General features: G+C 67.2%; 23 protein-coding genes, 1 tRNA gene and 2 pseudogenes. 12 read left to right on the top strand and 14 right to left on the bottom strand.

Translation table 11 applies throughout. From position 1 onward, the window contains the following. Positions 1–11: 11 nt before the first annotated feature. Both BJ997_RS13930 and BJ997_RS13935 read right to left on the bottom strand, forming a co-directional pair. Positions 12–995, bottom strand: a complete 984-nt coding sequence (locus BJ997_RS13930) for a Gfo/Idh/MocA family protein (protein WP_035840095.1) — start codon at positions 993–995, stop codon at positions 12–14. Positions 996–1129: 134 nt separating this feature from the next. Further along, positions 1130–2521: a DHA2 family efflux MFS transporter permease subunit gene (locus tag BJ997_RS13935; protein ID WP_183323533.1), complete on the bottom strand. Its 1392-nt coding sequence runs from the start codon at positions 2519–2521 to the stop codon at positions 1130–1132. 105 nt (positions 2522–2626) lie between these two features. Between BJ997_RS13935 and BJ997_RS13940 the strand changes: the two are divergent. The 4 genes and pseudogenes from BJ997_RS13940 (at position 2627) to BJ997_RS13955 (ending at position 5361) form a co-directional block, all read left to right on the top strand. Continuing rightward, a pseudogene (locus BJ997_RS13940) lies at positions 2627–3376 on the top strand (SDR family NAD(P)-dependent oxidoreductase). A gap of 43 nt (positions 3377–3419) precedes the next feature. After that, positions 3420–4295, top strand: coding sequence for a class I SAM-dependent methyltransferase (locus BJ997_RS13945; RefSeq protein WP_084141804.1), 876 nt, complete (start codon positions 3420–3422; stop codon positions 4293–4295). Positions 4296–4402: 107 nt separating this feature from the next. After that, positions 4403–5053: a DedA family protein gene (locus BJ997_RS13950; RefSeq protein ID WP_035840490.1), complete on the top strand. Its 651-nt coding sequence runs from the start codon at positions 4403–4405 to the stop codon at positions 5051–5053. 38 nt (positions 5054–5091) lie between these two features. Further along, complete coding sequence (locus BJ997_RS13955; protein WP_035840488.1) at positions 5092–5361, top strand: hypothetical protein; 270 nt, start codon at positions 5092–5094, stop codon at positions 5359–5361. On the opposite strand, the gene BJ997_RS13960 is transcribed toward BJ997_RS13955, so the two are convergent. Continuing rightward, positions 5321–6220: an EamA family transporter gene (locus BJ997_RS13960; protein WP_052542777.1), complete on the bottom strand. Its 900-nt coding sequence runs from the start codon at positions 6218–6220 to the stop codon at positions 5321–5323. The genes BJ997_RS13955 and BJ997_RS13960 overlap by 41 nt on opposite strands. A gap of 44 nt (positions 6221–6264) precedes the next feature. Here BJ997_RS13960 and BJ997_RS13965 point away from each other — a divergent pair, with 44 nt between their 5' ends. Further along, positions 6265–6756: a MarR family winged helix-turn-helix transcriptional regulator gene (locus tag BJ997_RS13965; protein ID WP_035840484.1), complete on the top strand. Its 492-nt coding sequence runs from the start codon at positions 6265–6267 to the stop codon at positions 6754–6756. A gap of 35 nt (positions 6757–6791) precedes the next feature. Here the strand turns inward: BJ997_RS13965 and BJ997_RS13970 are convergent, their stop codons facing one another. Genes BJ997_RS13970 through pdhA form a run of 3 tightly spaced genes read right to left on the bottom strand, consistent with a single transcriptional unit; the run spans position 6792 to position 10164 of the window. Beyond that, positions 6792–8072, bottom strand: coding sequence for a dihydrolipoamide acetyltransferase family protein (locus BJ997_RS13970; protein ID WP_183323535.1), 1281 nt, complete (start codon positions 8070–8072; stop codon positions 6792–6794). Then, entirely contained in the window at positions 8069–9085 is a 1017-nt protein-coding gene (locus BJ997_RS13975) for an alpha-ketoacid dehydrogenase subunit beta (RefSeq protein ID WP_035840527.1), read from the bottom strand. The genes BJ997_RS13970 and BJ997_RS13975 overlap by 4 nt, the downstream gene beginning before the upstream one ends. Next, positions 9082–10164, bottom strand: a complete 1083-nt coding sequence (gene pdhA, locus BJ997_RS13980) for a pyruvate dehydrogenase (acetyl-transferring) E1 component subunit alpha (protein WP_084141814.1) — start codon at positions 10162–10164, stop codon at positions 9082–9084. Before pdhA ends, BJ997_RS13975 begins: the two co-directional genes overlap by 4 nt. A 129-nt stretch (positions 10165–10293) precedes the next feature. Between pdhA and BJ997_RS13985 the strand changes: the two genes are divergently transcribed. Together BJ997_RS13985 and BJ997_RS13990 are read left to right on the top strand one after the other, a co-directional pair. After that, positions 10294–10908 (top strand): TetR/AcrR family transcriptional regulator, encoded by a 615-nt coding sequence (locus BJ997_RS13985; protein ID WP_236629169.1) that lies wholly within the window; start codon positions 10294–10296, stop codon positions 10906–10908. 175 nt (positions 10909–11083) lie between these two features. Continuing rightward, positions 11084–11476 (top strand): VOC family protein, encoded by a 393-nt coding sequence (locus BJ997_RS13990; protein ID WP_035840529.1) that lies wholly within the window; start codon positions 11084–11086, stop codon positions 11474–11476. A gap of 9 nt (positions 11477–11485) precedes the next feature. On the opposite strand, the gene BJ997_RS13995 is transcribed toward BJ997_RS13990, so the two are convergent. Both BJ997_RS13995 and BJ997_RS21560 read right to left on the bottom strand, forming a co-directional pair. After that, positions 11486–11776, bottom strand: coding sequence for a DUF4287 domain-containing protein (locus BJ997_RS13995; protein ID WP_035840531.1), 291 nt, complete (start codon positions 11774–11776; stop codon positions 11486–11488). 83 nt (positions 11777–11859) lie between these two features. Beyond that, positions 11860–12306 (bottom strand): annotated as a pseudogene (locus BJ997_RS21560) (amino acid permease); the annotation flags it as partial. Positions 12307–12824: 518 nt separating this feature from the next. On the opposite strand from BJ997_RS21560, the gene BJ997_RS14005 reads away from it, so the two are divergent. Both BJ997_RS14005 and BJ997_RS14010 read left to right on the top strand, forming a co-directional pair. Continuing rightward, complete coding sequence (locus BJ997_RS14005; RefSeq protein ID WP_183323539.1) at positions 12825–14291, top strand: HNH endonuclease signature motif containing protein; 1467 nt, start codon at positions 12825–12827, stop codon at positions 14289–14291. A 401-nt stretch (positions 14292–14692) separates the two neighbouring features. Then, positions 14693–15733 carry an IS110 family RNA-guided transposase gene (locus BJ997_RS14010; protein WP_244962821.1) on the top strand — a complete coding sequence of 347 codons (1041 nt, stop codon included), beginning with the start codon at positions 14693–14695 and terminating at the stop codon, positions 15731–15733. A gap of 332 nt (positions 15734–16065) precedes the next feature. Here BJ997_RS14010 and BJ997_RS14015 read toward each other — a convergent pair. From BJ997_RS14015 to BJ997_RS14030, 4 genes are all read right to left on the bottom strand, one after another. Further along, positions 16066–16138: transfer RNA gene (locus BJ997_RS14015), tRNA-Thr, on the bottom strand. A 46-nt stretch (positions 16139–16184) separates the two neighbouring features. Next, positions 16185–16820 (bottom strand): TetR/AcrR family transcriptional regulator, encoded by a 636-nt coding sequence (locus BJ997_RS14020; protein ID WP_183323543.1) that lies wholly within the window; start codon positions 16818–16820, stop codon positions 16185–16187. A gap of 65 nt (positions 16821–16885) precedes the next feature. Continuing rightward, positions 16886–18421: an alpha/beta hydrolase gene (locus BJ997_RS14025; RefSeq protein WP_035837576.1), complete on the bottom strand. Its 1536-nt coding sequence runs from the start codon at positions 18419–18421 to the stop codon at positions 16886–16888. 21 nt (positions 18422–18442) lie between these two features. Beyond that, positions 18443–19594 carry a DNA polymerase III subunit delta' gene (locus BJ997_RS14030; RefSeq protein ID WP_035837574.1) on the bottom strand — a complete coding sequence of 384 codons (1152 nt, stop codon included), beginning with the start codon at positions 19592–19594 and terminating at the stop codon, positions 18443–18445. 108 nt (positions 19595–19702) lie between these two features. Here BJ997_RS14030 and BJ997_RS14035 point away from each other — a divergent pair, with 108 nt between their 5' ends. The 3 genes from BJ997_RS14035 (at position 19703) to BJ997_RS14045 (ending at position 21789) form a co-directional block, all read left to right on the top strand. Continuing rightward, a complete protein-coding gene (locus BJ997_RS14035) occupies positions 19703–20008 on the top strand; it encodes a hypothetical protein (protein WP_035837572.1) in 306 nt (101 codons plus the stop codon). Further along, positions 19953–21230: a phosphotransferase family protein gene (locus BJ997_RS14040; protein WP_084141336.1), complete on the top strand. Its 1278-nt coding sequence runs from the start codon at positions 19953–19955 to the stop codon at positions 21228–21230. Before BJ997_RS14035 ends, BJ997_RS14040 begins: the two co-directional genes overlap by 56 nt. 103 nt (positions 21231–21333) lie before the next feature. Further along, positions 21334–21789 carry a hypothetical protein gene (locus tag BJ997_RS14045; protein ID WP_035837568.1) on the top strand — a complete coding sequence of 152 codons (456 nt, stop codon included), beginning with the start codon at positions 21334–21336 and terminating at the stop codon, positions 21787–21789. Positions 21790–21862: 73 nt separating this feature from the next. Here BJ997_RS14045 and BJ997_RS14050 read toward each other — a convergent pair whose 3' ends face one another. Both BJ997_RS14050 and BJ997_RS14055 read right to left on the bottom strand, forming a co-directional pair. Continuing rightward, positions 21863–22519 (bottom strand): response regulator transcription factor, encoded by a 657-nt coding sequence (locus BJ997_RS14050; RefSeq protein WP_035837567.1) that lies wholly within the window; start codon positions 22517–22519, stop codon positions 21863–21865. Further along, positions 22516–24018: a sensor histidine kinase gene (locus tag BJ997_RS14055; protein WP_035837566.1), complete on the bottom strand. Its 1503-nt coding sequence runs from the start codon at positions 24016–24018 to the stop codon at positions 22516–22518. The genes BJ997_RS14050 and BJ997_RS14055 overlap by 4 nt, the downstream gene beginning before the upstream one ends. Positions 24019–24067 lie beyond the last annotated feature (49 nt).

The raw sequence follows: 24067 nt of genomic DNA on the forward strand, positions 1-24067 counted from the left end.
CTCGACGGGCGCTACTCCCCGGGGTAGCGCAGCCCGATCTGGGCGCGCACGGCGTCGAGGGTCTCCATGATCGCCACGGATTCCGCCGGCGAGAGAATCTCGCCGGCCGTCTGGCCCGCCAGGATCAGCCGCTCCACCTCGCTCGCCTCGTAGTGCATGCCCCGCCCGGTGACCTCGCTCACGTACGTCTCGGTCACCTCGTTGGCGCTGTTGCATACCCGGAAGGTGGTGGGCGCGTACCAGATGGCGTCGATGTCGATCCGGCCGGCCGTGCCGAGGATGCTCGCTGTGTTCGGCCCCTTCGTATCGCTCGCGGACAGTGTCGTGGCGATCTGTCCGCCGGCGTACCGGAAGATCGTGGCGACCTGGGCATCCGCTCCGGTCTCCTTGAACGTGGCGCTCGCCAGAATGCTCTCCGGCGCACCGAACAGGTCGAACGCGAACGACACCGGATACACCCCGAGGTCGAGCAGCGCGCCGCCGCCGAGCGCGAGGTCGTTGAGGCGGTGCGCCGGGTCGTCGGGCAGCTTCTGGGTGTGGTCCACGAGGAGCGTGTGCACGTCGCCGAGCGTTCCGGCGGCGATGATCTCGCGGATGCGCGCCATGTGCGGCAGGAACCGGGTCCACATGGCCTCCTGCACGAGCAGGTTCTTCGACGCGGCGAGCGCCACGAGGGCACGGGCCTCGCCGGCGTTGAGCGTGAAAGACTTCTCGACCAAAACGTGCTTGCCGGCCTTCAGGGCGAGGGCGGCGTTGGCGGCGTGGAGCGGATGCGGCGTGCTGACGTACACGACGTCGACCTCCGGATCGTTCACCAGGGCTTCGTAACTGGCGTGCGCATTCGGGATCCCGAACTCAGCCGCGAACGCGTCGGCGGACTCCTGACTGCGTGACCCGACGGCCTGCACTGTGTGCCCGGTGAGCACGAGGTCTTCGGTGAAGGAGTGGGCGATGCCGCCCGTGGCCAGGATTCCCCAGCGGATGCCGTGTGTCATGTCCCGAGCCTAGGCGCTGTCCGCGCCCGCAACGCAGCATCCGCTCGCCCGGCGCGCGCCGCCGCGCCGCAACCGCCGCGCGCTACCGCCACAGCGACCGCACCCCGCCACAGCGGCGCCCCGGAATGGGTGTACTAGGCCGGGCCGGCGGCCTGCACCCGGGCGGGCTTTGCGCCGTTCACAATTCCGAGGCCGGAGACCACCCCGGCGATGACCATCAGCACACCGGTGGCGATCACGGCGCGGTGCAGTCCCGCGAGGTCGAGGGTCGAGCCCACCACGAAGCTCAGCGCCGCGATCGCCACGAGGCCCGCCACCCTGGACACCGCGTTGTTCACCGCGGAGGCGATCCCCGCCCGGGACGAGTCGATCGCACCGAGGATGGCGGAGGTGAGCGGGGCCACCGTGATGGTGAGGCCGAGGCCGAAGACCACGACACCGGGGAAGACCTCGCTCCAGTAGTTCACCTCGTCGCTGATGCGCAGCATGAGAAAGAAGCCCGCCGCGCTCACAAGCGGCCCAACGCACATGAACAGGCGCGGCCCGTGCACGCCCGCGAGCCTGCCGAACAGGGTCGACAAGAGGATGCTGAAAATCGTCACGGGCAGCAGGGCGAGGCCCGCGAGGGTAGCGCTGTAGCCGCCCACTTGCTGCAGGAACACTGCGAGCACGAACGACCCGATCGACAGCGCCCCGTAGAAGAAGGTCGTCGCCACGTTGCCCACCGAGAAGTTGCGCACGTGGAACAGGCTCAGCGGCATCATCGGCTGTGGTGGGCGCCGCTCGTGCAGGATGAACGCGACGAACGACACCACGCCCACGATGGCCGGCACGAAGATCACCGGGCTCGCCCAGCCGAAGTTCGGCTGCTCGATCAGCGCGAACACCGGCAGTCCGAGGCCGACCACGCCGAGAACGGCACCGAGAACGTCGACGCGAGCTCCGGCATCCGCTGGCCGATCGGCGGGCAACCGGGCCAGCAGCACGAGCGTCACCGCGATCGGCAGCACGTTGATGGCGAACACAAGGCGCCACGACGCGAGGTCGACGAGCAGACCGCCGATGAGCGGGCCGGCGATGAAGGCGGTGCTGGTCCACGCGGTCCAGGACCCGATGGCGCGCGCCTGCGCCGCGCCCGAAAAGGTGGACAGGATGAGGGCCAGGGAACTGGGCACGAGCAGCGCCCCGGCCACGCCCTGCAGGGCGCGTGCGCCGATGAGGAACGCCGCCGAGGGCGCCACCGCACAGAGTAAAGAGGCCACCAGAAACCCGACGAGTCCCCAGAACAGCACTCGCTTGCGTCCGAACGCATCGGAGAGCGAACCGGCGAGCAGGATGATGGCGCCGAGGGTGATGAGGTACGCGTCGACGACCCACTGCTGCGTGCTGATGCCGCCGCCGACTTCGCGGGTGATCGCCGGCAACGCCACGTTGATGACGGTGCCGTCGAGGAACGCGATGAACGACGCGAGCACCGCAACGGTGAGCACGAGTCGTTGCACGGATGTCGACGGCTGGAGGGTCATGAGAATAGTCTGCACCCGGCATCCGCTGTCCACACCCGGCAGGCCGCACGCGGGCCAGCGAACGGTGGCACACTGGCGCGTAATACACATCGAAGGGGACGGAACATGACAGGTTTTCAGTCCAAAGTTGCGCTCGTGACGGGCGGCGGCTCGGGCATCGGCGCCGCTATCGCGAGGTAGCTCGCCGCGGCCGGGGCATCCGTTGTGGTGACCGATATTCACCTCGAGGCCGCGCAGGCCGTCGTCGACGAGATCGAGGCCGTCGGCCAGATCGCCGTGGCCGTGCAGCAGGACACCTCCGACCCGGCGCAGTGACACCGGGCCGTTCAGGTGGCCGTCGACAGCTTTGGGGCCTTGCAGCTTGCGGTCAACAATGCCGACATCGCCCCCACACGCGCTCCGGTCGGTGAACTCGACATCGACGATTGGAAGCGCGTGATCAACGTGAACCTCAGCGGCGTGGCCTACGGCCTCCGCTACCAAATCCCGGCCCTGCTGCACTCCGGGGGCGGCTCCATCGTGAACATCTCGTCGACCCTCGGCACCAACGGCGGACTCAACGCCGCAGCCTAGGTTGCCGCGAAACATGGCGTCGTGGGGCTCACGAAGGCCACGGCGCTCGAATATGCCGCGCGAGGCATCCGCGTCAACGCCGTCGGCCCCGGTTACATCGAGACGCCCCTGCTCGCGGGGGTCCCCGCCGACATGCACGATGCCATTGTGGGCATGCGCACGATCGGCCGTCTGGGCACGGCTACGGAGGTGGCAAACCTGGTTCTCTTTCTGCTCTCAGAACAGGCGAGTTTCGTCACGGGCAGCTACCATCTCGTCGACGGGGGCTATTCGGCGCGCTGAGTGTCCCCTTTCGCCACGTGCGCGACCGGGCCACACTGTGCCTATGAAAAGTGCACAAGCGGCAGACATGAGCGCCCGGGTGGCGGCCCTCTTCAATCGGGTGGCCGACACATACGATGCTGTCGGCGTGCCCTGGTTCGGTCCGATCGCTGAGCGGCTCGTGGCAGAGCTCGAGCCCCGGCCCGGCGAACGCGCTCTCGATCTCGGAACCGGTCGCGGCGCCGCGCTCTGGCCCCTCGCCGCGGCGGTGGGTCCCACAGGTCACGTCACCGCGATCGACCTCGCCGAGCAGATGATTGCGGCCACCCACGTTGACGCGGCGGCGCTCGGCCTCGACACCGTCACACTCCTGGTAGCCGATGCCTCGAACCCGGGCCTGGCGCAGGAGTTCGACCTCGCCGTCGCGTTGCTCGTGCTGTTCTTCCTGCCCGATCCGGCCTCCGCACTCCGCGCCTGGCGCGGGCTGCTCGTGCCCGGCTGCCGCCTCGGCGTGTCCACCTTCGGCCCGCGCGACGCTGCGTGGGAATCCGTCGACGCTGTCTTCACCCCGTACCTTCCGAAGCAGCTGCTTGATGCTCGTACCAGCGGCACACGCGGCCCCTTCGCAACGGATGCCGGTGTCGAAGGCCTGCTCACGAACGCCGGTTTCGCGCACACCCGCACCACCCACATCTCCCAGCCCGCGCATTTCGACGATGTCGACCAGTGGCACCGCTGGTCGATGTCGCATGGGCAGCGGTCGCATTGGCTGGCGGTTCCGGAACCGGCCAGGGCCGACGTGCTCGCGTTGGCCGCCGAGCGGCTCGAAGCCGCCCGCGACCCGCTCGGCGGTTTCACGCTCACCCAGCGCGTGCGGTTCACGGTGGGAACCCGGCCAGCCCTGTCGCGGCACTCGTCTGAACGGCGGGCACTCGTCTGAGCGAGTGCCACCCGCGCACACGAGTGCCGCGACGGGGACGGCGCGACACGGCACGCAGCTGAACTCACGGATTCAGGGAGTAGACCTGAACCGATATGACTTCCCCGATGATTCTCTCCGCAGGCTTACTCGATCCCCGGACCCTGATCACGGGGGCCGGAGTATGGGGACTCCTGATCGTGTGCGCGGCGGTCTTCGCCGAGACGGGACTGCTGATCGGCTTCTTCCTGCCCGGGGATACCCTGCTCTTCTTCACCGGGCTCCTCACCTTCAGCGGCGCCATCGCACAGCCACTCTGGCTCGTGATGCTGCTCGTGATTGTCGCCGCCGCGGCCGGCGACCAGGTGGGGTACTTCGTCGGCCGGCGGTCGGGGCCGGCCATCTTCGAGCGCCGCGAGTCCGGGCTGTTCAGCCGGCGGAGCGTCGAGCGCACCCAGGCGTTCTTCGACCGCTACGGGCCCTCAGCCGTGATGGTGGCCCGGTTCGTGCCCGTGGTGCGCACCTTCGCGCCGGTGGCGGCCGGGGTCGGCCGCATGCCGCGTCGCCTGTTCACCCTCTTCAACATTATCGGCGGCACGGTCTGGACCGTCGTGATCGTGGGCTCCGGCTTCCTGCTCGCCCATATTGCGGGCGTTGCCGAGTTCGTGGGCCGCTACATCGACCTCGTTCTGGTGAGCATCGTCGTGCTCTCCGTGCTGCCGGTCCTGGTGCGAGCGCTCGTACTGCGTCGCCGCCGCACGGCGGCGGCCCCGCAATAGGGAAGACTGGAACCTCGATCATCCAGTAAGGAACTCCTATGATTACGCTGCACCAGGACGCCGACGGCTTCATCCGCATGAACCGGCACTTTCCGACGAAGACCCCCGTGTCCATCATCTTCAGCGACGGGTCGCAGGAGTCCTTCGTGGGCGAGCAGCTCAACGCCGTCTACGACCAGGCGCAGGCCGAATACCGCGCCGAGAACCACCTCGACGCGAAGGGTTTCTCCCGCCGCCCGGCAAAGACTGTGCAGGCCCAGACCAGTATCACGTTCGTGAAGGTTCAGCCCGGACTCGCGTCGGCGTAACACCCTTCGCTTTCAGGAGCGCGCCAGCGGCGACGGATGCCAGCACCACGACGACCCCGACGAGCTGCACCGCAGTGAGCACCTCCCCCGCCACGGCCCACCCCAGCAGAATCGCTGCGACAGGGCTGAGCAGGGCAAGGAATCCGATGCGAGTCGCCGGGAGCTGCGCGATGCCTCGGAACCACAGCACGTAGGCCACGGCGGTACCCAGCACGGACAGGTACGCGTAGCCCCAGAAGTTGCCCGCCGTGAACGGTTCGGAGGGAAGCCCCTCACACACCAGCAGCAAGACCAGCAGGGTGAGCCCGCCGGCGAGGAGCTGCCACGCCGTCGTGGCGAGCGGCGAGGCGGGTTGGCCCCACTTCTTGGCGAGCACCAGCCCGACGGCCATCGAGAGGGTACCGCCGGCAGCGGCCAGGAGTCCGAGGGAGTCGAGGGCCGCGCGGGATTGCAGCACGATGAGACTCACGCCGAGCACCCCGGCGAGTCCGGCTGCGAATACGCGCGGCGTCATGCGCTCGTGGAGGAAACGGCTCGCGAGAAGCGCGATAACCAGGGGCTGGATGCCGCCGATGATCGCCGCCGTGCCGCCCGGTAGCCGGTAGGCCGCCACGAACAGCAGCGCGAAGAAGGCACCGATGTTGAGCACGCCGAGCACCCAGGATTTCCACCACCAGCTGCCCCGTGGCAGCGTGCGCACGATGAGTAGTAGCAGCACGCCGGCGGGCAGCGCGCGCAGGGTCGCGGCGAGCAGCGGTCGATCGGGCGGCAGAAACAGTGTCGTGGTGAGGTAGGTCGTGCCCCAGAGCAGGGGTGCAACCGCGGTGGCCAGGAGGAGAGCGTATTTATTGCTAAGCACTTAGCTAGTATACCTAAGAGCTTAGCGTTTGCTACAGTGTAGATATGACCGGCCCTTTAGACCGCATCCTCGAACAGTGGCACGCGGAGCGACCGGACCTCGATGCCTCCCCGATGGCCGTCATCGGCCGGCTGAGCCGGGCATCCGTTGATGTCGACGCCAGGCTCGGGGCCACCTTCGCGCGCCACGGCCTGGATTCTTCGTCTTTCGACGTGCTCGCCACACTGCTGCGAACCGGGCACCCGCATCAGCTCGCTCCGGCCGACCTCGCCCGCGACGCCATGATCAGTACCAGCGCCGTCGCCCAGCGGCTGAACAAACTCGAGCAGCGTGGCCTCATCGAGCGCGGCGCGAACCCGCACGACGGTCGCGGCACCCTCGTGACGCTCACGACGGCCGGGCGTGACCTCATCGAGGAAGCCCTACCGGATCACCTACTCACGGAACACGCTATCGTCTCCGAGCTAAGCGCCGCCGAGCAGGCCCAGCTCGCTGCCCTGCTGCAGCGCGTCTCCGACGCCGCCCGTCGCCCCTGAGAACCTTCTCACGCGTCATGAGATGCGTGACCGGCTCAGGCCACGATGGTCCAGGGGTTCTCGATCAGGCGCGTCAGCGTCTGCAAGAACTTCGCGGCCAGCGCGCCGTCGATGATGCGATGGTCGGCCGACAGCGTGTAACGCATGCGGTAGCGCGCCACGACATCGTCACCCACCACCACGGCTTCTCGCGCCGTGCCGCCCACGGCCAGAATCGCGCCCTCCGGAGGGTTGATGATGGCGGTGAACTGCTCCACGCCGAACATGCCGAGGTTGCTGATCGTGAACGTGCCGCCCGACATCTGCCCGGGCGTCAGTTTCTTGTCATTCGCGAGCGCCACGAGGTGCCTGGTCTCGGCGCCGAGCTGGCTGACCGTCTTCTGGTCGGCGTCGTCGATCACGGGCACCATCAGGCCGTTCGCGGACGCCACGGCCACCCCCACGTTGATGCGGTTGTGCACGAGCATCTCAGTGCTCGCGTCGTCGATGTAGGAGGCATTCACAAGCGGATGCTCGCGCAGCGCGAGCGCGCTCGCGCGGATCAGCAGGTCGTTGACGCTCACCTTCGGCCGGCCGGCCGCAACGAGCTGTTCGTTGAGCTCGGCGCGCAGCAGCATGAGGTTTTCGGCATCCGCTGCCGCTGTCACGAAGAAGTGCGGGATGCTGCGGGCGCTTTCTCCCAGGCGGCGGGCTACGACGCGGCGCAGTGAGCTCAGCGGCACCGACTCGGGTGCGCGCTTGTCAGTTGGGGCGGGCGCGTGAGCGGATGGCGCTGCGAGCACGGGCGCGGCCGGCGCTGCAGATCCAGCGGGCTCCACCAGCGCGGGCGTTGCCGACGCGGCAGCATCGGCCGAGGACGAGAGCAGGTCAACGGTGTCGGCACGAATGATGCGCCCACCGGGGCCCGTGCCGCGCACGTGGCTGAGGTCGAGGTGGTTCTCGCGGGCGAGCTTGCGCACGAGAGGGGAGGCGAACATCCGCTCCCCCGTCTCGGGTACCGGGATCGGCACCGTCGGTTCGCCCAGGGCGGGCTCGACCGCGGCCTCGGGCGGAGCGGCGGGGGCCGACGCTTCGCTCGGCGTGCCGTCGTCGAGCAGCGCAATCGGGGCTCCGATCTTCGCGAGCTGCCCCTCTGGCACCAGGTATTCGCTGAGAATTCCGGCCTCGTAGGCCTCGTATTCCATGGTGGCTTTGTCGGTCTCGATCTCCACGAGGAGGTCACCCACCTCCACGCGGTCGCCGGGCTGCTTGTGCCAGATCACGATCGCGCCTTCCTCCATGGTGTCGGAGAGACGCGGCATAGTGATTTCGATCATGACTTCACACCCATCGGGTAGCGGCGACGACCCACGGCGTCAAGAGTCTGACGGATGGCGGCAATCACGTCATCTGCCGACGGCAACGCGGCCGTCTCCAGTGGTTTTGAGTACGGTAGGGGCACCTCGGCCATCGCGACGCGGCGCACGGGGGCGTCGAGGTAGTCGAAGGCGCCGTCGGAGATGGTGGCCGCGATCTCGGCGCCGATTCCGTAGGTCAGCCAGTCATCCTCAAGAATGACGGCGGAATGCGTCTTCTTCACGGATTCCACCACGGTCTCCCGGTCGAGCGGGCGCAGGCTGCGCAGGTCGATCACCTCGATGTCGAGTCCGTCGGACTCGGCCAGCCGCTCCGCTACCTGCGCGGCCACGTGGGCCATACGCGAGTAGCCGATCAGCGTGATGTCCCTGCCCGGGCGGGTGACGGCGGCCTTGCCGATCTCGGCCGGCTCGTCCGCGTCGGGAACCTCGCCCTTGGTGTTGTAGAGCGACAGATTCTCCAGGAAGAGCACGGGGTCGTCGTCGCGGATCGCCGCCAGCAGCAGCGCCTTGGCATCGGCCGGCGTGCTGGGAGCGACGACCTTCAGGCCCGGAACGAAGGCATAGAAGAGCTCAATGTTCTGCGAGTGCGTGGCGCCGAGCTGCTGGCCACCTCCGCCCGGGGTGCGGATCACGAGTGGCACCCGGGCCTGGCCGCCGAACATGCCGTAGATCTTGGCGGCGTGGTTCACGATCTGGTCGAGCGCGAGCAGCGAGAAGTTGATGGTCATGATCTCGACCACCGGGCGCAGCCCGAGCATCGCGGCACCGATGGCGGCGCCGGTGAATCCCTCCTCCGCGATCGAGGTGTCGCGCACGCGCTTCTCGCCGAACTCCTCGAGCATGCCGGCGGTGATCTTGTACGCGCCCTCGAAGAGGCCGATCTCCTCGCCCATCAGGAACACGTTCTCGTCGCGGAGCATCTCGGAACGCAGGGTGTCGTGCAGCGCCTGCCTGTAGGTCATGATGCTCATTTGTCGTCTCCGTACTCGGGAATTGGTTCCGGTTCGAACAGTGGCTGCCCCGGCAGACGGTGCGAGTCATTGGCAACCGGGGTCGCGTAGGTGTAGTCAAACAGGGTCGACACATCGGGAAACGGGCTGTTTTCGGCGAACCCCGCGGCCTCGGTGACCCGCGTTGTGGCGTTCTCATCGATTGTCGCGAGCGCGGCGTCATCGAGCAGGCCGTCGGCGAGCAGGCGCGCTGCAAGCGCGTGCACAGGGTCGCGTTCCATCACCAGGGTCAACTCCTCGGCGCTGCGGTACTTCGCCGGGTCCACCACGGAGTGCCCGCGCAGCCGCTCCGTGACGACCTCCAGCAGAAACGGCTTGCCACCGCGGGCCGAGGCGACGGCACGCTCGGCCGCATCGAACACGGCGAGGGGATCGAGGCCATCCACACGCTCGGAGGCCATGCGGTAAGCGGATGCCCGCTTGTATAACTCGGGTTCGGCCGAGGCCTTGTCCACGGTCGTGGCCATTCCCAGCCGGTTGTTGATGATCACGTACACGATCGGCAGGTTCCACAGCGACGCGATATTCAGCGACTCGTGGAACGCGCCGATGTTCGTGGTTCCGTCGCCCATGGTGCACAGCACGATCTCGTCGCCGCTCCGGTAGTCGATCGCCAGGGCGGCACCCGTGGCGAGGGGAATCTGGCCGCCGACGATTCCGTAGCCCCCCAGCATCCGCTTCTCGAAGTCGAACATGTGCATCGACCCGCCCCAACCCTTGGAAACGCCGTCGGCCCGGCCGTACAGCTCGGCCATCACCCGGTTGGGATCGATTCCGCGCGTGATCGCGTAGCCGTGCTCGCGGTAGTTCGTGAAGAGGTAATCGGTGGGGCGCAGGGCCGCCATCAGCCCGACGACCGCCGCCTCCTCCCCGAGATTGAGGTGGCAGTAGCCGCCGATGAGGGCCTGCGTGTATGACCGGGCCGCGCGTTCTTCGAACCGACGGATGAGCATCATCTGGCGGTAGAAATCGATCGAACGTTTCTGGGCTGCGGTGGGTCTGGGCTTGCGTGCCCGGGTTGCTGCCGGTCGAGTGGCCAAGGCGAAACTCCCTCCTCGACCCTTGTGGGGTCGGGGGTCAAAAGCCGTATCCTATTAATGATACGAATTAGTTTCATTCTATCGCCAAGGGTACGGTTATTCCAGACCATTTCGACGACTGGAAGGAGAATGATGGCCGAGGAAAGGCCCGTTCGCCGGCGTGGCAGGCCCACGGAGGCCGAGCGCGTCGAACGACGTGACGAGATACTCGACGCCGCCCTGCCGATCTTTCTCGAGTACGGTTTCGGCCATGCCACTCTGGACCGCATTGCGGGCGCGGCGCGGGTGACCAAGCGCACCCTGTACACCTACTTCGGCAACAAGGCGGGCGTCTTCACGGCGATGCAGCAGCGCCTCGCCGCGAACGTGAGCGGCGAGCCCCTCGCTCCTGACACGCTGGAATCCCTCGCGACACGCATCATCGCCGGGGTTCACTCGGCCGAGATCATCGGGCTGCACCGACTCGTTATCGCCGAATCGCTGCGGTTTCCCCACCTCGCGCGCCAGTTTCACGACGATGCGGACATGCGCCACGTGGCCCGGCTGGCGGAGCACATTGCCACGGAACACGGACCGGATGCCGCGCAGCGCGCCGAAGCCCTGTACGCCCTGCTGCTCGGTGAGGACTACCGGCGCCGGCTCCTCGGCCTGCTCGGCCCGATCACCGCCCCCGAGGCGGCACACCTTGCCCGGGCGGCCCTCGCCGTGATCAACCTGGCCGCACCGGCCGCGTACGAATCGTGATGCCACGCGCCTCCTGCGCTCTCTCATCGCCCTCGCTGCGATGGGTCACATGTCCGCCTGCGCGAGCCCTCCATCGCCCGTTCCTCGCCCCCGCGGTCTTCTGCACGCGAGGCGCTGCCTCACATTCTCGGGTGCGCTCGTTCCCCTGAGGCCGGCGCACGGGTATGGTGCCGGAATGAACGAGAAACTCTGCGCCTACCTGAGCTACGAGGATGCCCCGGCCGCCCTCTGGTGGATGACAGAACTCGGCTTCGCCGTGGTCCGCAGGCAGGACGGTCCGGCGAATGAGGTCATCCATGCCGAGGTTCGCCTCGGTGACGTGGTGCTCATGGTTGCCAGCACAGATGCGGCATATGCCAGGTTGCCGCTGATCGGACGCTCGACCGGTCGCGGCCTCTATCTGCTGGTCGACGATGTGGACGGGTACTTCGACAGGGCCTTGGCGGCCGGCGGGACCGCCGTCATTGAGCCGGAAGACACCGAGTGGGGAACCCGGCGCGCACGCGTTCTCGATCCGGAAGACACCGAGTGGACCTTCGGAACATACGAGCCCGGCGCCGCCTGGTGACACCGTGGCTCACGCGGGGCGGTTGTGCTTACCGTCCAGCCACAGCGAGTCGGACGTGTCGCTGTGCGTGGTTCCCGATCCCACGTGCTTCGCGTCGATCGTGGCGCCTTTCTTAATGACGTGCACCAACGCCATGGCGTGACCGCGGCCCAGATCGTAATCTGTCTTCAGCCAATCGACAATGACCCCGGCCTTCACGGACGGATCGTCGAAACCCCGCTCATGGGCGATCGCGATAAACTCCCGCGGGGTCAGCCCGGTCTTGTCTTCGATGTTGTCGAGGTACGCCTGGAAAGACATTTCTGCTCCTGTTCGGGCCAATGGGGTCGGGGATCGGCCATGCTCTCTCGACGGTACTCACTGTCCGCGGATCGGGCCAGTCCGAGTCGCGCAACACGGTAGCAAACGCCGACGGTGAGAACGAGGATTCCCCCGACGATCGAGGGGATCGGCAGTGTCGCGACCAGAACGAGACAGGCAACGGCCCCGCCGATCTGAAGGGTGCGCGGGTAACGGCGGTGCGCGCCGGTCTGGGTGCACGCGGCACCGTTGGCAACGAAGTAGTACAGGAGAACGCCGAAAGACGAGAAACCGATTGCCCCGCGCAGATCGACCATGACAACGAGGACGGAGACAACGACGGCCAGGGCGATCTCTGCGTGGCGGGGCACGCCATAACGCGGATGCACCGCCGCGAGCCAGACGGGAAGGTCTCTGTTGCGTGCCATGGCGAGGCTCGTGCGTCCGACACCCGTGATGAGCGCGAGCAGCGCGCCGATACCGACGATCGGCACGGCCCAGGCCCAGCCCGCCGCGCCGATCACGACGGCATCGGTCAGCCCGAGACGACGGGCGAGTGCGGGACCGGTCACGATGTCGTCATCCGCGTGGGCAGATTCGGTGCGTTCACCCCCGGAGCCTAATTCACCCGAGTTAACGGATGGGGCCCCCGGTCCGAGCCGGGCGTACGGAAGCACGCCTCACCACGTCACAATCGTTGGTTTCACGGGCTTTTTCGGTTCCGCGTGATCACCGAGAACAGCATCATTTCACTTCAAATGTGGGCACATTATGGGCACGGAAGATGACCCGCTCCGCGACCGCGGAAGCAGCCCGTGGCGAGGGTCGTGCGCGAGATGGTCTCGCCGTCAGCAACGTACCGCCTCTCCCATTCCGCGTCTCCGGCGGGCTCGCTGCCTTCCCGAGTCTGAGCACGTCAACCTGACCACGGTTGCCGAAATCTGGCAGGTCTGACCCTGACCCCACTCCTCAAAGATTAGTTCGATTTCTAGCGTTCATATCATAAAAATTCCTCGTTTTTGTCTTCGATTGGTGGGAGAATGGATGCATGTTGAAGACGCGGAAATCAGATGCCGAGGTGATCGCCCAGTTGGAGAGGGCCGAGGCCTCGGTTGCTGCTGCGTTGGCGGAGGTGGACTACGCGGGGCTCCGTGAGGAGGGCTCTCTGGCGGTGATGGGGGTGGTGGAGAAGATTGGTCGCCGGGTTGATGGGGCTCGGGTGGCGTCGGCGACAGATGTCGCCACCCGGGCCGATTCGGCGTTGGGTCATGAGTCGCTGGCGTATAAGAACGGATGCCGGGGTAAGTACGAGCTGATCACCGCCGTGACGAGGGTGTCGGGTTCTGAGGCGAAGCGGCGGATGCGGCTCGGCGGCTTGATCAGTGGGGCCGCGACCGCCGCCAGCGGGCTGCTGGGGCAGGAGGTGCCGGTGCAGCATCCCGCGGTCGCCGAGGGGCTCGCGTCGGGAGAGTTGGGGGTGGATGCGGCGGAGGTGATCGTGACCGCCCTCGAGCCGCTGTCGCGGCGGGTTGCTCCGGCGGACCTGGATCGGGCGGAGCGGGCGCTGGTGGCGTCGGCGACGGGGGCGATCACTCCGGAGACGGAGGGGTTGCCGGGGGCGGGGATCGCGTTCTCCGCCGACCTGATCCGGGCGCAGGCCCACGAGTGGGAAGCGCGGCTGGACCCGGACGGCGCTGCTCCCAGTGACGAGCAGACGGCGGCGAAGAGCACCGTCGGGTTCGGCCGCTTGAAGGCTGGCCTGTATCCCTTGCGGGGCGGGGTGACGCCGGAGCTCAAGGGCATCATGGACGGCATCTTCAACACGTTCCTCTCCGCCCACGCCGCACCCGCGTTCCCCAGCGAGGAGCAGCAGGCGTTGATCGAAGCGGGAGAGCTGATTCCCGGGGCGGAGGAGTTCGACGACCCGCGCACTGGCGGTGAGAAGCGAGCGGATATCCTCCGCGGGGTGTTCGAGGCCACAGCGAGGAATTCGAAGACGCCCACTATGGGCGGGGCGGCGCCAGTGGTGATGGTGCACGTAAATGCCAAGGATTTGAAGAGTGGGACCGGTGTCGGCTGGGTCGACGGGGTGGAGGCGCCCATTTCGCTGAAGGCGGTGCGGCAGAAGATGTGCGCCGGCGGGTATCAGAACGTGATCCTCGGGGAAGATGGTGAGGTTTTGCGGCTCGGTGAGAAGAAACGGTTCTTCACCCCCGCCCAGCGCCGGGCCATCGCAGCCCGCGACGGAGGCTGCGTCATACCGGGGTGCACGGTGGCGGCGGCGTGGTGCGAAGTTCACCACATCATCCCGTGGCAGCACCACGGAAAGACCGACATAAACAACGGAACTTTGCTCTGTTGGTACCACCACGCCACCATCGACACCTCCGGGTGGGAGATCCGCATGGTGCGAGGACGCCCCGAGGTACGCGGCCCGGTACTCTTCGACCCCACCCGCACCTGGCGGCCCGCCGCCACCCACCGCGCCAATACGGCCAGCGCCGCATCGGGCTAGAAGTGTGCCCGGTGCAGCGTTGCAGGGTTGGCCCACGGGGTCTACGAAGCCCGTTGGTCGAGGAGCGAGGTACGAGCGTCTCGAGACCGCGCAAGCCGACTCTCAGACTCGGCTCACGCGGTCTCTGTAATGGTTATAGCTGGTCTGGTTATCAGCTGGCAGGCTGGTCTTGATTCGTGTGGGTTGCGTGACTCTTTTGGTCTCTGACCCTCTTCACGGAGGTGTCTTCGTCTCGACATGTCCGCTCCACGCATCGAATCGAGGCCGGCCTGTGACCCTCAGAGTGACTTGATTAGAAGCCTGTCCGTACCCCCGACAGGGTCGTGACTCATTACAGAGATGTTCTCCGAGGAACCCCAGACCGGCACGACATAACACCCATCGAAGGAGTTATCGTGACCATGGTCTCACAGCAGTTCAGTTATGTCATCGGGGTGGATACCCATGCCAAGACACACACGCTGGTCGCCCTCGACCATCTGGGCGGGAAACACGGCACCGCGCAAACATTCCCGACAACTCCGCCCGGACTCAAACGGGCTCAGGCGTGGATCGAACGCGAAACAACGGGGCCGGTTTTGGTGGCCATGGAGGGCACCGGGTCCTACGGAGCCCAGTTCTGCGACCTCCTGACGGCCGCCGGCGTGCGCGTCACCGAAACCAAGCCGCCCAAGCGCGGCGTTCGCCGGGCCGGCAAAACCGACCCCATCGACGCAGAGCACGCCGCCCGCTACGCCCTCGCCCTGCCAATGGAGCACCTCATCACGCCCCGCAACCACGCTGGGCACCACGCAGCCTTGACGGTGCTACTGACCGCGCGCGCCGCCCTCAAGAAGGCCCACAGCGCCTCCAACAACCGCCTCACAGCGCTGCTGCGCGGGTACGGTTTCGGCCTGGACGTTCGCCTGGCCCTCACCGCCGAGCAAGTCAAAGTCGTCGCAGCCTGGCGCGCCCATCGAAACGATGACGTCGGCATGGTCACCATCCGCGCCGAGGCTGCCCGCGAAGCGCGAGAGATCCTCAGCCGTCAAGCCGAGCTCACGGCGAACGAGAAGGGCCTCCTCAAGCACGTGAAAGCCCTCGCCCCCTACCTGCTGCTTGAGCACGGCGTCGGCGCGATCGTCGCCGCGCAGCTGATCGTGTCGTGGTCGCACCAGGGACGCATCCGCTCCGAGGCCGCGTTCGCCCGCTTCGCGGGCATCGCGCCCATCCCCGCGTCATCGGGCAACACCATCCGCTACCGTCTGCACCGCGGCGGCGACCGGGCGCTCAACACCGCCATCTGGGTCACCACGTTCTACCGCTACCACCACGACCCGGCGACCGCCGCCTACGTCGAGAAACGGACGAAGGAAGGCAAGACACCCAAGGAGATCCAACGCGTCCTGAAACGCTACATCGCCCGGCACCTGTTCCGCGTCCTCGATAACCACACCATCTAAAACGTCACCACCGCCCAGCGGACAGGCCATCTTCGACGGCCCGCCCGCCACCCTCACGCGCCCAAAAACACGCCACACGACTCACAAAACATCATCAAAAAAGACCTCAACAGCTTGACAACTCCCATAGAAGCGTCGAGACGCTCGTGCCTCGCTCCTCGACCAGCGGGAGGTGAAGATGCGCTGCGTCCCGCCCGCCGGTCGAGGCGCGAGGTACGAGCGATCGAGACCACGCGAGCCGAGTCTGAGAGTCGGCTCACGGGTTCGGGACGCATGAGGCCCCGCACGAGCCGGTTCGGGGCGCACAAGGACCACGGCGAAGTCAGACAGGGAGCCGCCTGTCAGAATCGAACTGACGACCTTCTCATTACGAGTGAGATGCTCTACCAACTGAGCTAAGGCGGCGATACCAGATCACCCCGTGGGGCAGTCGGTGACACAGGAGTCAAGCTTAGTCGGTTCGGCAGGTCATCTCGTACACGTCGTCGAATGAGGCGCGAACCCGCTCCGACAGGGAGGGCGTGCCGCTCCCGTCAGCCCAGCATTGCCAGGCGTGCCGGATCGCCGCCGCTGCCACCAGGGTGAACAACAGCGCACGCTCCTCGAGCCGAACCGGGTTCTCGGCGAGGCCCGGATCATCCCGCAGAAATCGCTGAATCACGATCTGCCGCAGCTGCGCCTCGAAGTCGCGTAGGGTGGCCATCCGCATGCCGAACAGATAGGTGCTGTCTTTCATCACCTCGCGGCGCAGCTGGTAGAGCTCGTGGTCGTCTTCCGTGCGCTCCATGTTGGCCGCGAGCAGGGTGGCCAGCTGCGTGAGCATGTCGCCGTGCGGGCCGCCGTTCACGAAGGCCTGCACGTCGTCAGCGGATGCAATGCCGGGCGCGTCCCCTACGAACGCCGCGTCCTTGGACGGAAAGTAATTAAAAAACGTTCGCGCCGACACGTTCGCCACCCGGCTGATGTCGTCGACCGTGACCTTCTCAATGCCGTGTTCCTTGGCGAGGGTCAGGACGGCCAGCTGGATGGCCCGATGCGTGGCGCGACGCTTGCGTTCGCGAAGGCCAGGCTGTTGAGGGTGCGGCATGCTTGATTATTTCATAGCGTGCAATTGTACACAAAGCCCGCCGTGCTGAGCGCGAGTCGCCGCCATCAGCACATCGGATCGGCGTCGGGAACGATTCCCTTCACGAGGTAATTGTTTACCGCGTCGTTCACGCACTGGCTGCCCTTGTTGTACGCGGTGTGCCCCTCCCCCTGGAACGTCACCAGAGTGCCGCTGTCGAGCTGCTTCGAGAGACTTTCGGCCCAGGCGTACGGCGTGGCCGGGTCGTTCGTGGTACCCACCACGAGAATCGGGGCGGCGCCCTGCGCGTGGATTTCGTCCCGCTCCCCGGTGAACGTGTACGGCCAGTTGGCGCAGCCGATGTCGCCGAAGCTCATGTACTTGCCGATGATCGGCGCCGCGGCCTCAATCTCCGCGGCCTGCGCCCGCATGGCCGCGGGGTCGTCGTTGTAGGCATAGTCCACGCAGTTGATCGCCGAGAAGGCCTCGCTCGAGTTATCGAGGTACGTGCCGTCGGCCTGGCGACCGTTGTACGAATCCGCCAGCTGGAAGGCATCCGTCGCGTCGTTCTTCATGACGCTCTGGAACATTGTGGTGAGCAGCGGCCAGGCCGCCTGCTGGTACAGCGGGTAGATGATCGCCGTGAGCAGGGCGTTCGACCCGAGCTGACGTCCGTCGCTGTTGGTGAGCGGGCTGACATCAACGGATGCCAGCAGCGCGGATACCGTGGCCATCGAGTCGTCCACACTGCCGCGGAAGGCACAGTCCGTGCCCGCCAGGCAGTCGGTGAGGTAGGCGCGCAGCGCGTTCTCGAAGCCCTTCGCCTGCAGTTCGGTCACCTCGTAGTTCGTGGTGGACGGGTCGAGGGCACCGTCGAGGGCGAGGCGGCCGACCTTGTCGGGGAATAGCTCGGCGAACGTGGCACCGAGGTAGGTTCCGTAGGAGTAGCCGAGGTAGTTGAGCTTCGCGTCGCCGAGCACGGCGCGCAGCAGATCCAGGTCGCGGGCGGCGCTCTCCGTGTCGACGTGTTCGAGCAGGGCGCCCGTGTTCGCGGCGCACGCCGCCCCGAAGGCTGCCGAGGATGCCTCGAGTTCGGCGATCCAGGCATCTGTTCCCCGCGCGGCCGTGGTGAGACCGTAGAGGTATTCATCCATGTCGGCCGGCTCGTAGCAGGCCACCGACGAGGACCGGCCCACGCCGCGGGGGTCGAAGCCGACAACGTCGAAGCTCGCCTGCAGCGTGTCGTCCGTGACGAAATCGAGGGACGTCTTCACGATGTCGTAGCCCGACGCACCGGGGCCGCCGGGGTTCACGAGCAGGGAGCCGACGCGCTCACCGCCGGTCGCCGGGTGCCGCACGAGGGCGAGGTTCACGTCACCGGCGCTCGGGTCGCCGTAGTCGAGTGGAGCCGTGGCGGTGGTGCACTGCATTCCCTCGCCGCAGTCGTTCCACTTCAAGACCTGGCTGTAGAAGGGCTCGAGGGCCGCGTCAACCGATTCACCGGTGGGCGTGGAGGTGCTCGGGGCCTCCTGGGGCATGAACGCCGAGACGCAGCCGCTCAGGCCGAGCGTGAGCACGACCGCACCGGCAACGGCCGTGATCAGTCGGGTTCGGTTTGTCATCGGAATTCCTTTGGTCGGGCGTCAGCGCCGGATGGCGGACACGAGCATGGCCTCGAGGGCCAGGGCCGGTGCCACATTGGACTGGATTCTGGTGCGGGCCAGCGCGATGGCATCCATTGTGGCCACGGTAGCTGCGGGCGAGCTGGATGTCGATGCGTGCCGCAGGTCCGCGCTGAGTTCGAGGTTGATCACGGACTGCTCGCGGCCGAGCTGCACCATCATCACGTCGCGGTAGAGCGACGCGAGGTCCACCAGGATACGGTCGATGCCGTCGCGCAGGCTGCGCACCGCGCGTCGCTTCTGGTCGTCTTCGAGCGCCTTGATCTGGCTGCGCAGCCCCGCGGGCACAGACTGCCCCGGTTCGACGCCGAGGGAGCGCAGCACGCCCTCGCGCTCCGCGGCGTCTCGTTCGATCGTGATTGCCTTCGCGTCGTCGCCCGCGATAGCCAGCAGTCGCGCCGCAGCATGCACCGCCATCGACACCGAGCGGATGCCGAGGGCCGTTCGCAGGGTCTCCTCGCGCCGCTGCCGCGCCTCGGGGTTCGTGGCGAGGCGCCGGGCCATGCCGATGTGGCTCTGCGCGAGTCGCGCCGACAGTTCGGCGATGGCCGGGTCTACCCCGTCGCGCTTCACGAGCAGGTCGGCGACGTCGTCGATGCTGGGTACGCGCAGCCGCACTGTGCGCACGCGGGAGCGGATGGTGGGCAGCAGGTCGGCTTCGCTCGGCGCGCAGAGGATCCACACAGTGCGCTCCGGCGGTTCCTCGAGTGCCTTGAGCAGCACGTTGGAGGTGCGCTCCACCATGCGGTCGGCGTCTTCGACCACGATCACCCGGTAGCGGCCCACCGAGGGCGAGTATTGGGAGCGGGCGACGGCCTCTTTCACGGTGGCCATCTTGATGATGACCCCGTCGGTGGTGAGCACGCTGAGGTCTGGGTGGGTGCGTGCCTCGACCTGGCGGATGGCGTCGCGGTCGCCTTCGGGCGTGCCCGGGCACAGCAGGGCGGCGGCGAACGCGAAGGCGAGGTTGGAGCGGCCGGAACCGGGCGGCCCCGTAATGAGCCACGCGTGAGTCATCGACCCACGGGCCTCGTCGGCCGTTTCCCCGCTGGCGGCGGCGCGAAAAATCTCGATGGCCTCAGCCTGTCCCGTCAGGTTCTCCCACACTGCCATGATCCAAGGCTACCTTTTACGACCGACAGTGCCTCACGGGTGAGGCAGATGAGAGTCTTCTCATGATGGCCTTCGAGACATGTGCGCCGCATCCACCAGACTGGAGGAATGCAGATCCTCTGGAAGGCCGTGCTGGGAGCCGGCATACTGGCGACCCTCGGGGCCGCTTCCTTTGGCGCTGTCACCCTCGCATCCGCTCTCGCCCTGGACGACGAGCCGGGCCTCGTGCAGCTGATCGAACCCGTCGTCACGACGAGCCACCCCGCGGTCGGCCAGACAGTGGAGCCGACCGCCGCCCCCGGGGTGCCCGTCGTGGTGCCGCCGGCCGGATCTCAGGACATCGTGGACCCTGGGGACGATGACGACGACGACGACGACATCGACGACGACGACGACAGTGACGACGACGACTGATCCCGCCGCGCCGCTGGCGGACGCCGCAGACGTGCTCGAAGCCGTCGCCGAGTCGGTCGGCATGGCGCTCGTGTCGTTTCGGCGTTTCAGTCTGGAGACAACGGCGCGCGGATTCGCCGCCGGGTATGAGCTGCAACTCGAGTCCGCCGAGGACCGGCCTGAAACCCACACTGTGTACCTCGAGTCCAATCCCACTCGTCGAGAGCGGGCCGGCGTGCTCACATTTCATGACGAGGAATCCGGCGAGAGCATCGCCGCGTGGCTGTACCCAAACGACCCCGAGCTGCCGGCGCTCGCGGCGGCCGTCTACCCACAGGCCGCCGCCGTTCTGCTGGGCAGGCTCGGACTCACCCCCAGCGACCTTGAGCTCAGCGTCGCCGCGTACCGGCCGGGCAAACGCGCCGTCGTGCGCCTCGTCGCGCCGGAGTTCACCGTGTATCTCAAGGTGGTGCGTCCGGCAGCCGCAGCGGCTCTGCACGCCCGACATGAACTCTGGATCGGCCACGGAATTCCGGTTCCGCGCAGCCTGGGCTGGAGCGCGGACGGCTTCATCGCCCTGTCCGCCGTTGCCGGAGTCGAGTCGAGTCAGCTGGTGCACCGCCTGGCGCCCGATGAATTTCTCGACGCTCTCGACGGCCTGACCGACCAGATCAGGGATATTGCCAGCGTGGGTGATGCGCGCGCGTCGCTTGCGGTGCGCCTGCCCTGGTACCGTGACCGGCTGCTGGCTCTCCTGCCCCAGCACCGCGCCTTTCTGACGGCGATAGGGGCCGCCATCGAGCTCCTCCGCCTCGCGACCCCGGCCGCGCCGCCTGTGACCATCCACGGCGACCTGCATCTGGGGCAGATCTTCGTCGACCCGCGGCAGGTCCACAGCGCAGCGCGCATCACGGGTGTGCTGGACATCGACACCGCAGGTCTCGGCGACCCTGCCGACGATGCGGCCGCGCTCTATGCGCACCTCCTGGTGTCGGCGATGCACCACGAAGCACGGGGTGACGACTCCCTCGCATCCGCGTGCCGTACGCTCGCAGACCGCGCCCGCGGCCGGTGGGCCGACCGCACCGACCCTGGCTTCGCCGACCGTGCCAGGTTCATCTCCGCGACCCACCTTCTCGGCCACGCCCTCGGCCTGAGCCTGCACAGCGCCGCCCTGCTCCACGCGGCCGGCGAACTCGTTCACGTGACGCCCCCCACTGACACCGACGGCGCCGCAATATGAGAGCCCTCTCACCTACATCACCGAGGTGTCTCATGCGGGGCCGCGAGTCTTGAGTTACCAGGGACGGACACCACGCCCCACCGACTCACACCAAGGAGACATCATGAACCCGAAGATCAACACCAAGAAGCGTTGGATTGCCATGGGCGCTGGTTCGATTCTCGGCATCGGCCTGCTGGCCGGTGGCGCAGTCTCGGCCGCGAACGCGTTCGGCATCGAAGACACCGCCGGTACCTCCACCGGTATGACGGCCGTCAGCACCAACACGCCCTTCGGCGACGACAGCTCGATCTCCTCCGTCTCCGGAAACAACGACACGTCGGCCGGCTTCACCTCGGTGGCGTCCGCCGCCAGCGTGGCCTCCGCCGCGAGCGCGTCCGTTGTCACCCCGGCGTCCGTCGCGTCCGTCGCATCCGCGGCGTCAGTCGCCTCCGTTGCATCAGTCGCCTCCGTTGCATCAGTCGCGTCGGTCGCATCAGTCGCGTCGGTCGCCTCCGTCGCGTCGGTCGCATCCCCGGCCAGCCCCGTGTCGGTGCAGAGCCCCGCCTCGATCGACTAACGACGCCGGTACAGCAGCAGTGACGGGCCCTGGGCACCCGCCCGGGGCCTTCTGCGTGGTGCCGCTCGGCGGACTATTTCAGCCGATAGCCCATCCCACGCACAGTCTCAATGCGTTCGTGCCCGAATTTGGCGCGCAGGTAGCGTACGTACACGTCGACAACGTTGGAGCCAGGGTCGAAGTCGTAGCCCCAGACCCGGCTCAGCAGCTGTTCTCGGCTGAGCACCTGGTCGGGATGACGCAAAAATTCCTCGGTCAGCGCGAATTCCCGGGCCGACAGTTCCACCACGCGGTCGCCAACGGTGGCGCGCCTCGTGCGCAGGTCGAGCGACAGCTCCCCGTGCGTGAGCCCCGTGGGGGTGCTCTGCTGCGCGTCGCGCAGTCGCAAGCGGATGCGTGCGAGCAGCTCATCGAACTTGAACGGCTTCGCGAGATAGTCGTCGGCTCCCCCGTCGAGCCCCGTCACCATGTCTTCGACCGCGGATCGGGCCGTGAGCATGATGATCGGCAGGGGTAGCTGCTCCGCCCGAATGCGCTTCATCACCTCGAAGCCATCGATACCCGGCAGGCCGACGTCGAGCAGCAAGAGATCGAAGGTTCCCGACTGGGCGTAGCTGACGGCGTCGAGGCCGTTGCCCACGACGGTCGGACTGTACCCGGCCGCGCGCAGGCCCTTGCTCACGAACAGGGCGATTCGGGCCTCGTCCTCGGCCACGAGAATGCTCGTCACGACGCACCCACGGCGGTCGAACCCGGTGTATCGACAACGTCGACCGTGCGCCGCGGGACCAGCAGTCCGAAGCGCGAACCTGCCGGTGACGTGGTGAGGTTGACGTACCCGCCGTGGGCGCGCGCTATGGCGTCCACAATGGGCAGGCCGAGTCCGGAGCCTTCCACACCCCGCCCCGTGTCGACGCGCCCGAAGCGCTCGAAGATGCGGGCTTTCGCCTCGGCGGGAACGCCGGGGCCGTGGTCGGCGACCCAGAATTCCACCGCATCGGCGTGTTCGGTGCTGCCGACGGTGATGACGGTACCGGCCGCCGAATGTTTGGCCGCATTGTTGGCCAGCTGCAGGAGCGCCTGGGTGAGCCGGGCCGCGTCGATGGGCACCACGGCGTAGGCCCGTTCCGCGAGCACCCACTCGTGCCCCGGGATGGCGCTCACCTTCTGAAAAATCTGTTCGGTGAGATCCGCGGCATCCGTCGGCACCCGGGTGAGGTCGTCGCGCCGGGCGTCGGCGAGCGATTCGATGTCGTCAATGAGGCCGCTCATGCGGTCGAGCTCATCGATGGCGATGTCACGCGCGGCGGCCACATCCGTGGGATTCTGCGGGTCGACGAGTTCGAGGTGGCCACGCACGATAGTGATCGGCGTCTTCAGCTCGTGCCGCACGTCATTCAACAGCTGGCGCTGAGCCGTGATGGAAGCGTCGAGCCGCTCGAGCATGTCGTTCACTGTACGGGTGAGCTCAGACACGTCGTCGCGACCCACCACCGGAAGGCGTTCATGCAGGTCTGTTGCCGTGATGCGGGAGGCTGCCGCCCGCAACTGCCGGATCGGACGTAACAGGCGCCCCGCCACGAACCAGCCCACGAGCGCAATCGCGAGCAGCGCCCCCACGGCCACAGCGGCATAAATCTTGAATGCGCTCGTCAACTCGCCGAGTTCGGCGTCGAGGTCGAAGGCCGTCACGAAGATTCCGGGATCGCCGACCCCCTCAACGGTGACCGGAGCGGCGATGTAGCGCAGGTTTCCGAGGGTGCTCACGGCAGTGCCACGCACCACGTTGATGCCGGCCACTTCCGTGACGACGCGGTCGATGAAGGCGGGGTCATCTACGAGGTTGAACGACAGCTCGGTACCGGGAATCAGCGCCGGATCGCCGTCGATGATTCCGAGCGTGCTCTCGTTGCGTGAGGGCACGAGGCGAGCCATCACGGCCTGCAGCGCCTCCCGGCTCGATCCGTACGTGGCGTTCGACGCTTCCGGCAGCAGGGTCGTGTCGCCGAGATTCGTGGTTTGCACGCCGGTCACGATGAAGCGAACGCTCTCGATGCTCGCCGCGAGCCGCGTGTCGACCTCGTGCAGCGCGCGTTCTCGCTGGACGAGGTACGCCGTGCCCCCCGCGACAGTGAGCCCCACGGCGGCCACAAGCAGGATCGCGGTGAGGATTCGTACGCGCACCGACCAACCGCGTCGCACGGCCTCGGTCGTACTCTCCCCCGTCATGTGTCAAGTATCGCTGATCTGGCCTGACAAACGCCCCCGGGGCGACGCA

The organism is Cryobacterium roopkundense (genome assembly GCF_014200405.1).
GTDB lineage: Bacteria > Actinomycetota > Actinomycetes > Actinomycetales > Microbacteriaceae > Cryobacterium > Cryobacterium roopkundense.

Excerpts from the sequence above, each read along its gene's own strand:
- BJ997_RS13930 (WP_035840095.1), bottom strand. The coding sequence starts at position 995 with ATGACACACGGCATCCGCTGGGGAATCCTGGCCACGGGCGGCATCGCC.
- BJ997_RS13935 (WP_183323533.1), bottom strand. The coding sequence starts at position 2,521 with ATGACCCTCCAGCCGTCGACATCCGTGCAACGACTCGTGCTCACCGTT.
- BJ997_RS13945 (WP_084141804.1), top strand. The coding sequence starts at position 3,420 with ATGAAAAGTGCACAAGCGGCAGACATGAGCGCCCGGGTGGCGGCCCTC.
- BJ997_RS13950 (WP_035840490.1), top strand. The coding sequence starts at position 4,403 with ATGATTCTCTCCGCAGGCTTACTCGATCCCCGGACCCTGATCACGGGG.
- BJ997_RS13955 (WP_035840488.1), top strand. The coding sequence starts at position 5,092 with ATGATTACGCTGCACCAGGACGCCGACGGCTTCATCCGCATGAACCGG.
- BJ997_RS13965 (WP_035840484.1), top strand. The coding sequence starts at position 6,265 with ATGACCGGCCCTTTAGACCGCATCCTCGAACAGTGGCACGCGGAGCGA.
- BJ997_RS13970 (WP_183323535.1), bottom strand. The coding sequence starts at position 8,072 with ATGATCGAAATCACTATGCCGCGTCTCTCCGACACCATGGAGGAAGGC.
- BJ997_RS13975 (WP_035840527.1), bottom strand. The coding sequence starts at position 9,085 with ATGAGCATCATGACCTACAGGCAGGCGCTGCACGACACCCTGCGTTCC.
- BJ997_RS13985 (WP_236629169.1), top strand. The coding sequence starts at position 10,294 with ATGATGGCCGAGGAAAGGCCCGTTCGCCGGCGTGGCAGGCCCACGGAG.
- BJ997_RS13990 (WP_035840529.1), top strand. The coding sequence starts at position 11,084 with ATGAACGAGAAACTCTGCGCCTACCTGAGCTACGAGGATGCCCCGGCC.
- BJ997_RS13995 (WP_035840531.1), bottom strand. The coding sequence starts at position 11,776 with ATGTCTTTCCAGGCGTACCTCGACAACATCGAAGACAAGACCGGGCTG.
- BJ997_RS14005 (WP_183323539.1), top strand. The coding sequence starts at position 12,825 with ATGTTGAAGACGCGGAAATCAGATGCCGAGGTGATCGCCCAGTTGGAG.
- BJ997_RS14010 (WP_244962821.1), top strand. The coding sequence starts at position 14,693 with ATGGTCTCACAGCAGTTCAGTTATGTCATCGGGGTGGATACCCATGCC.
- BJ997_RS14020 (WP_183323543.1), bottom strand. The coding sequence starts at position 16,820 with ATGCCGCACCCTCAACAGCCTGGCCTTCGCGAACGCAAGCGTCGCGCC.
- BJ997_RS14025 (WP_035837576.1), bottom strand. The coding sequence starts at position 18,421 with ATGACAAACCGAACCCGACTGATCACGGCCGTTGCCGGTGCGGTCGTG.
- BJ997_RS14030 (WP_035837574.1), bottom strand. The coding sequence starts at position 19,594 with ATGGCAGTGTGGGAGAACCTGACGGGACAGGCTGAGGCCATCGAGATT.
- BJ997_RS14035 (WP_035837572.1), top strand. The coding sequence starts at position 19,703 with ATGCAGATCCTCTGGAAGGCCGTGCTGGGAGCCGGCATACTGGCGACC.
- BJ997_RS14040 (WP_084141336.1), top strand. The coding sequence starts at position 19,953 with ATGACGACGACGACGACGACATCGACGACGACGACGACAGTGACGACG.
- BJ997_RS14045 (WP_035837568.1), top strand. The coding sequence starts at position 21,334 with ATGAACCCGAAGATCAACACCAAGAAGCGTTGGATTGCCATGGGCGCT.
- BJ997_RS14055 (WP_035837566.1), bottom strand. The coding sequence starts at position 24,018 with ATGACGGGGGAGAGTACGACCGAGGCCGTGCGACGCGGTTGGTCGGTG.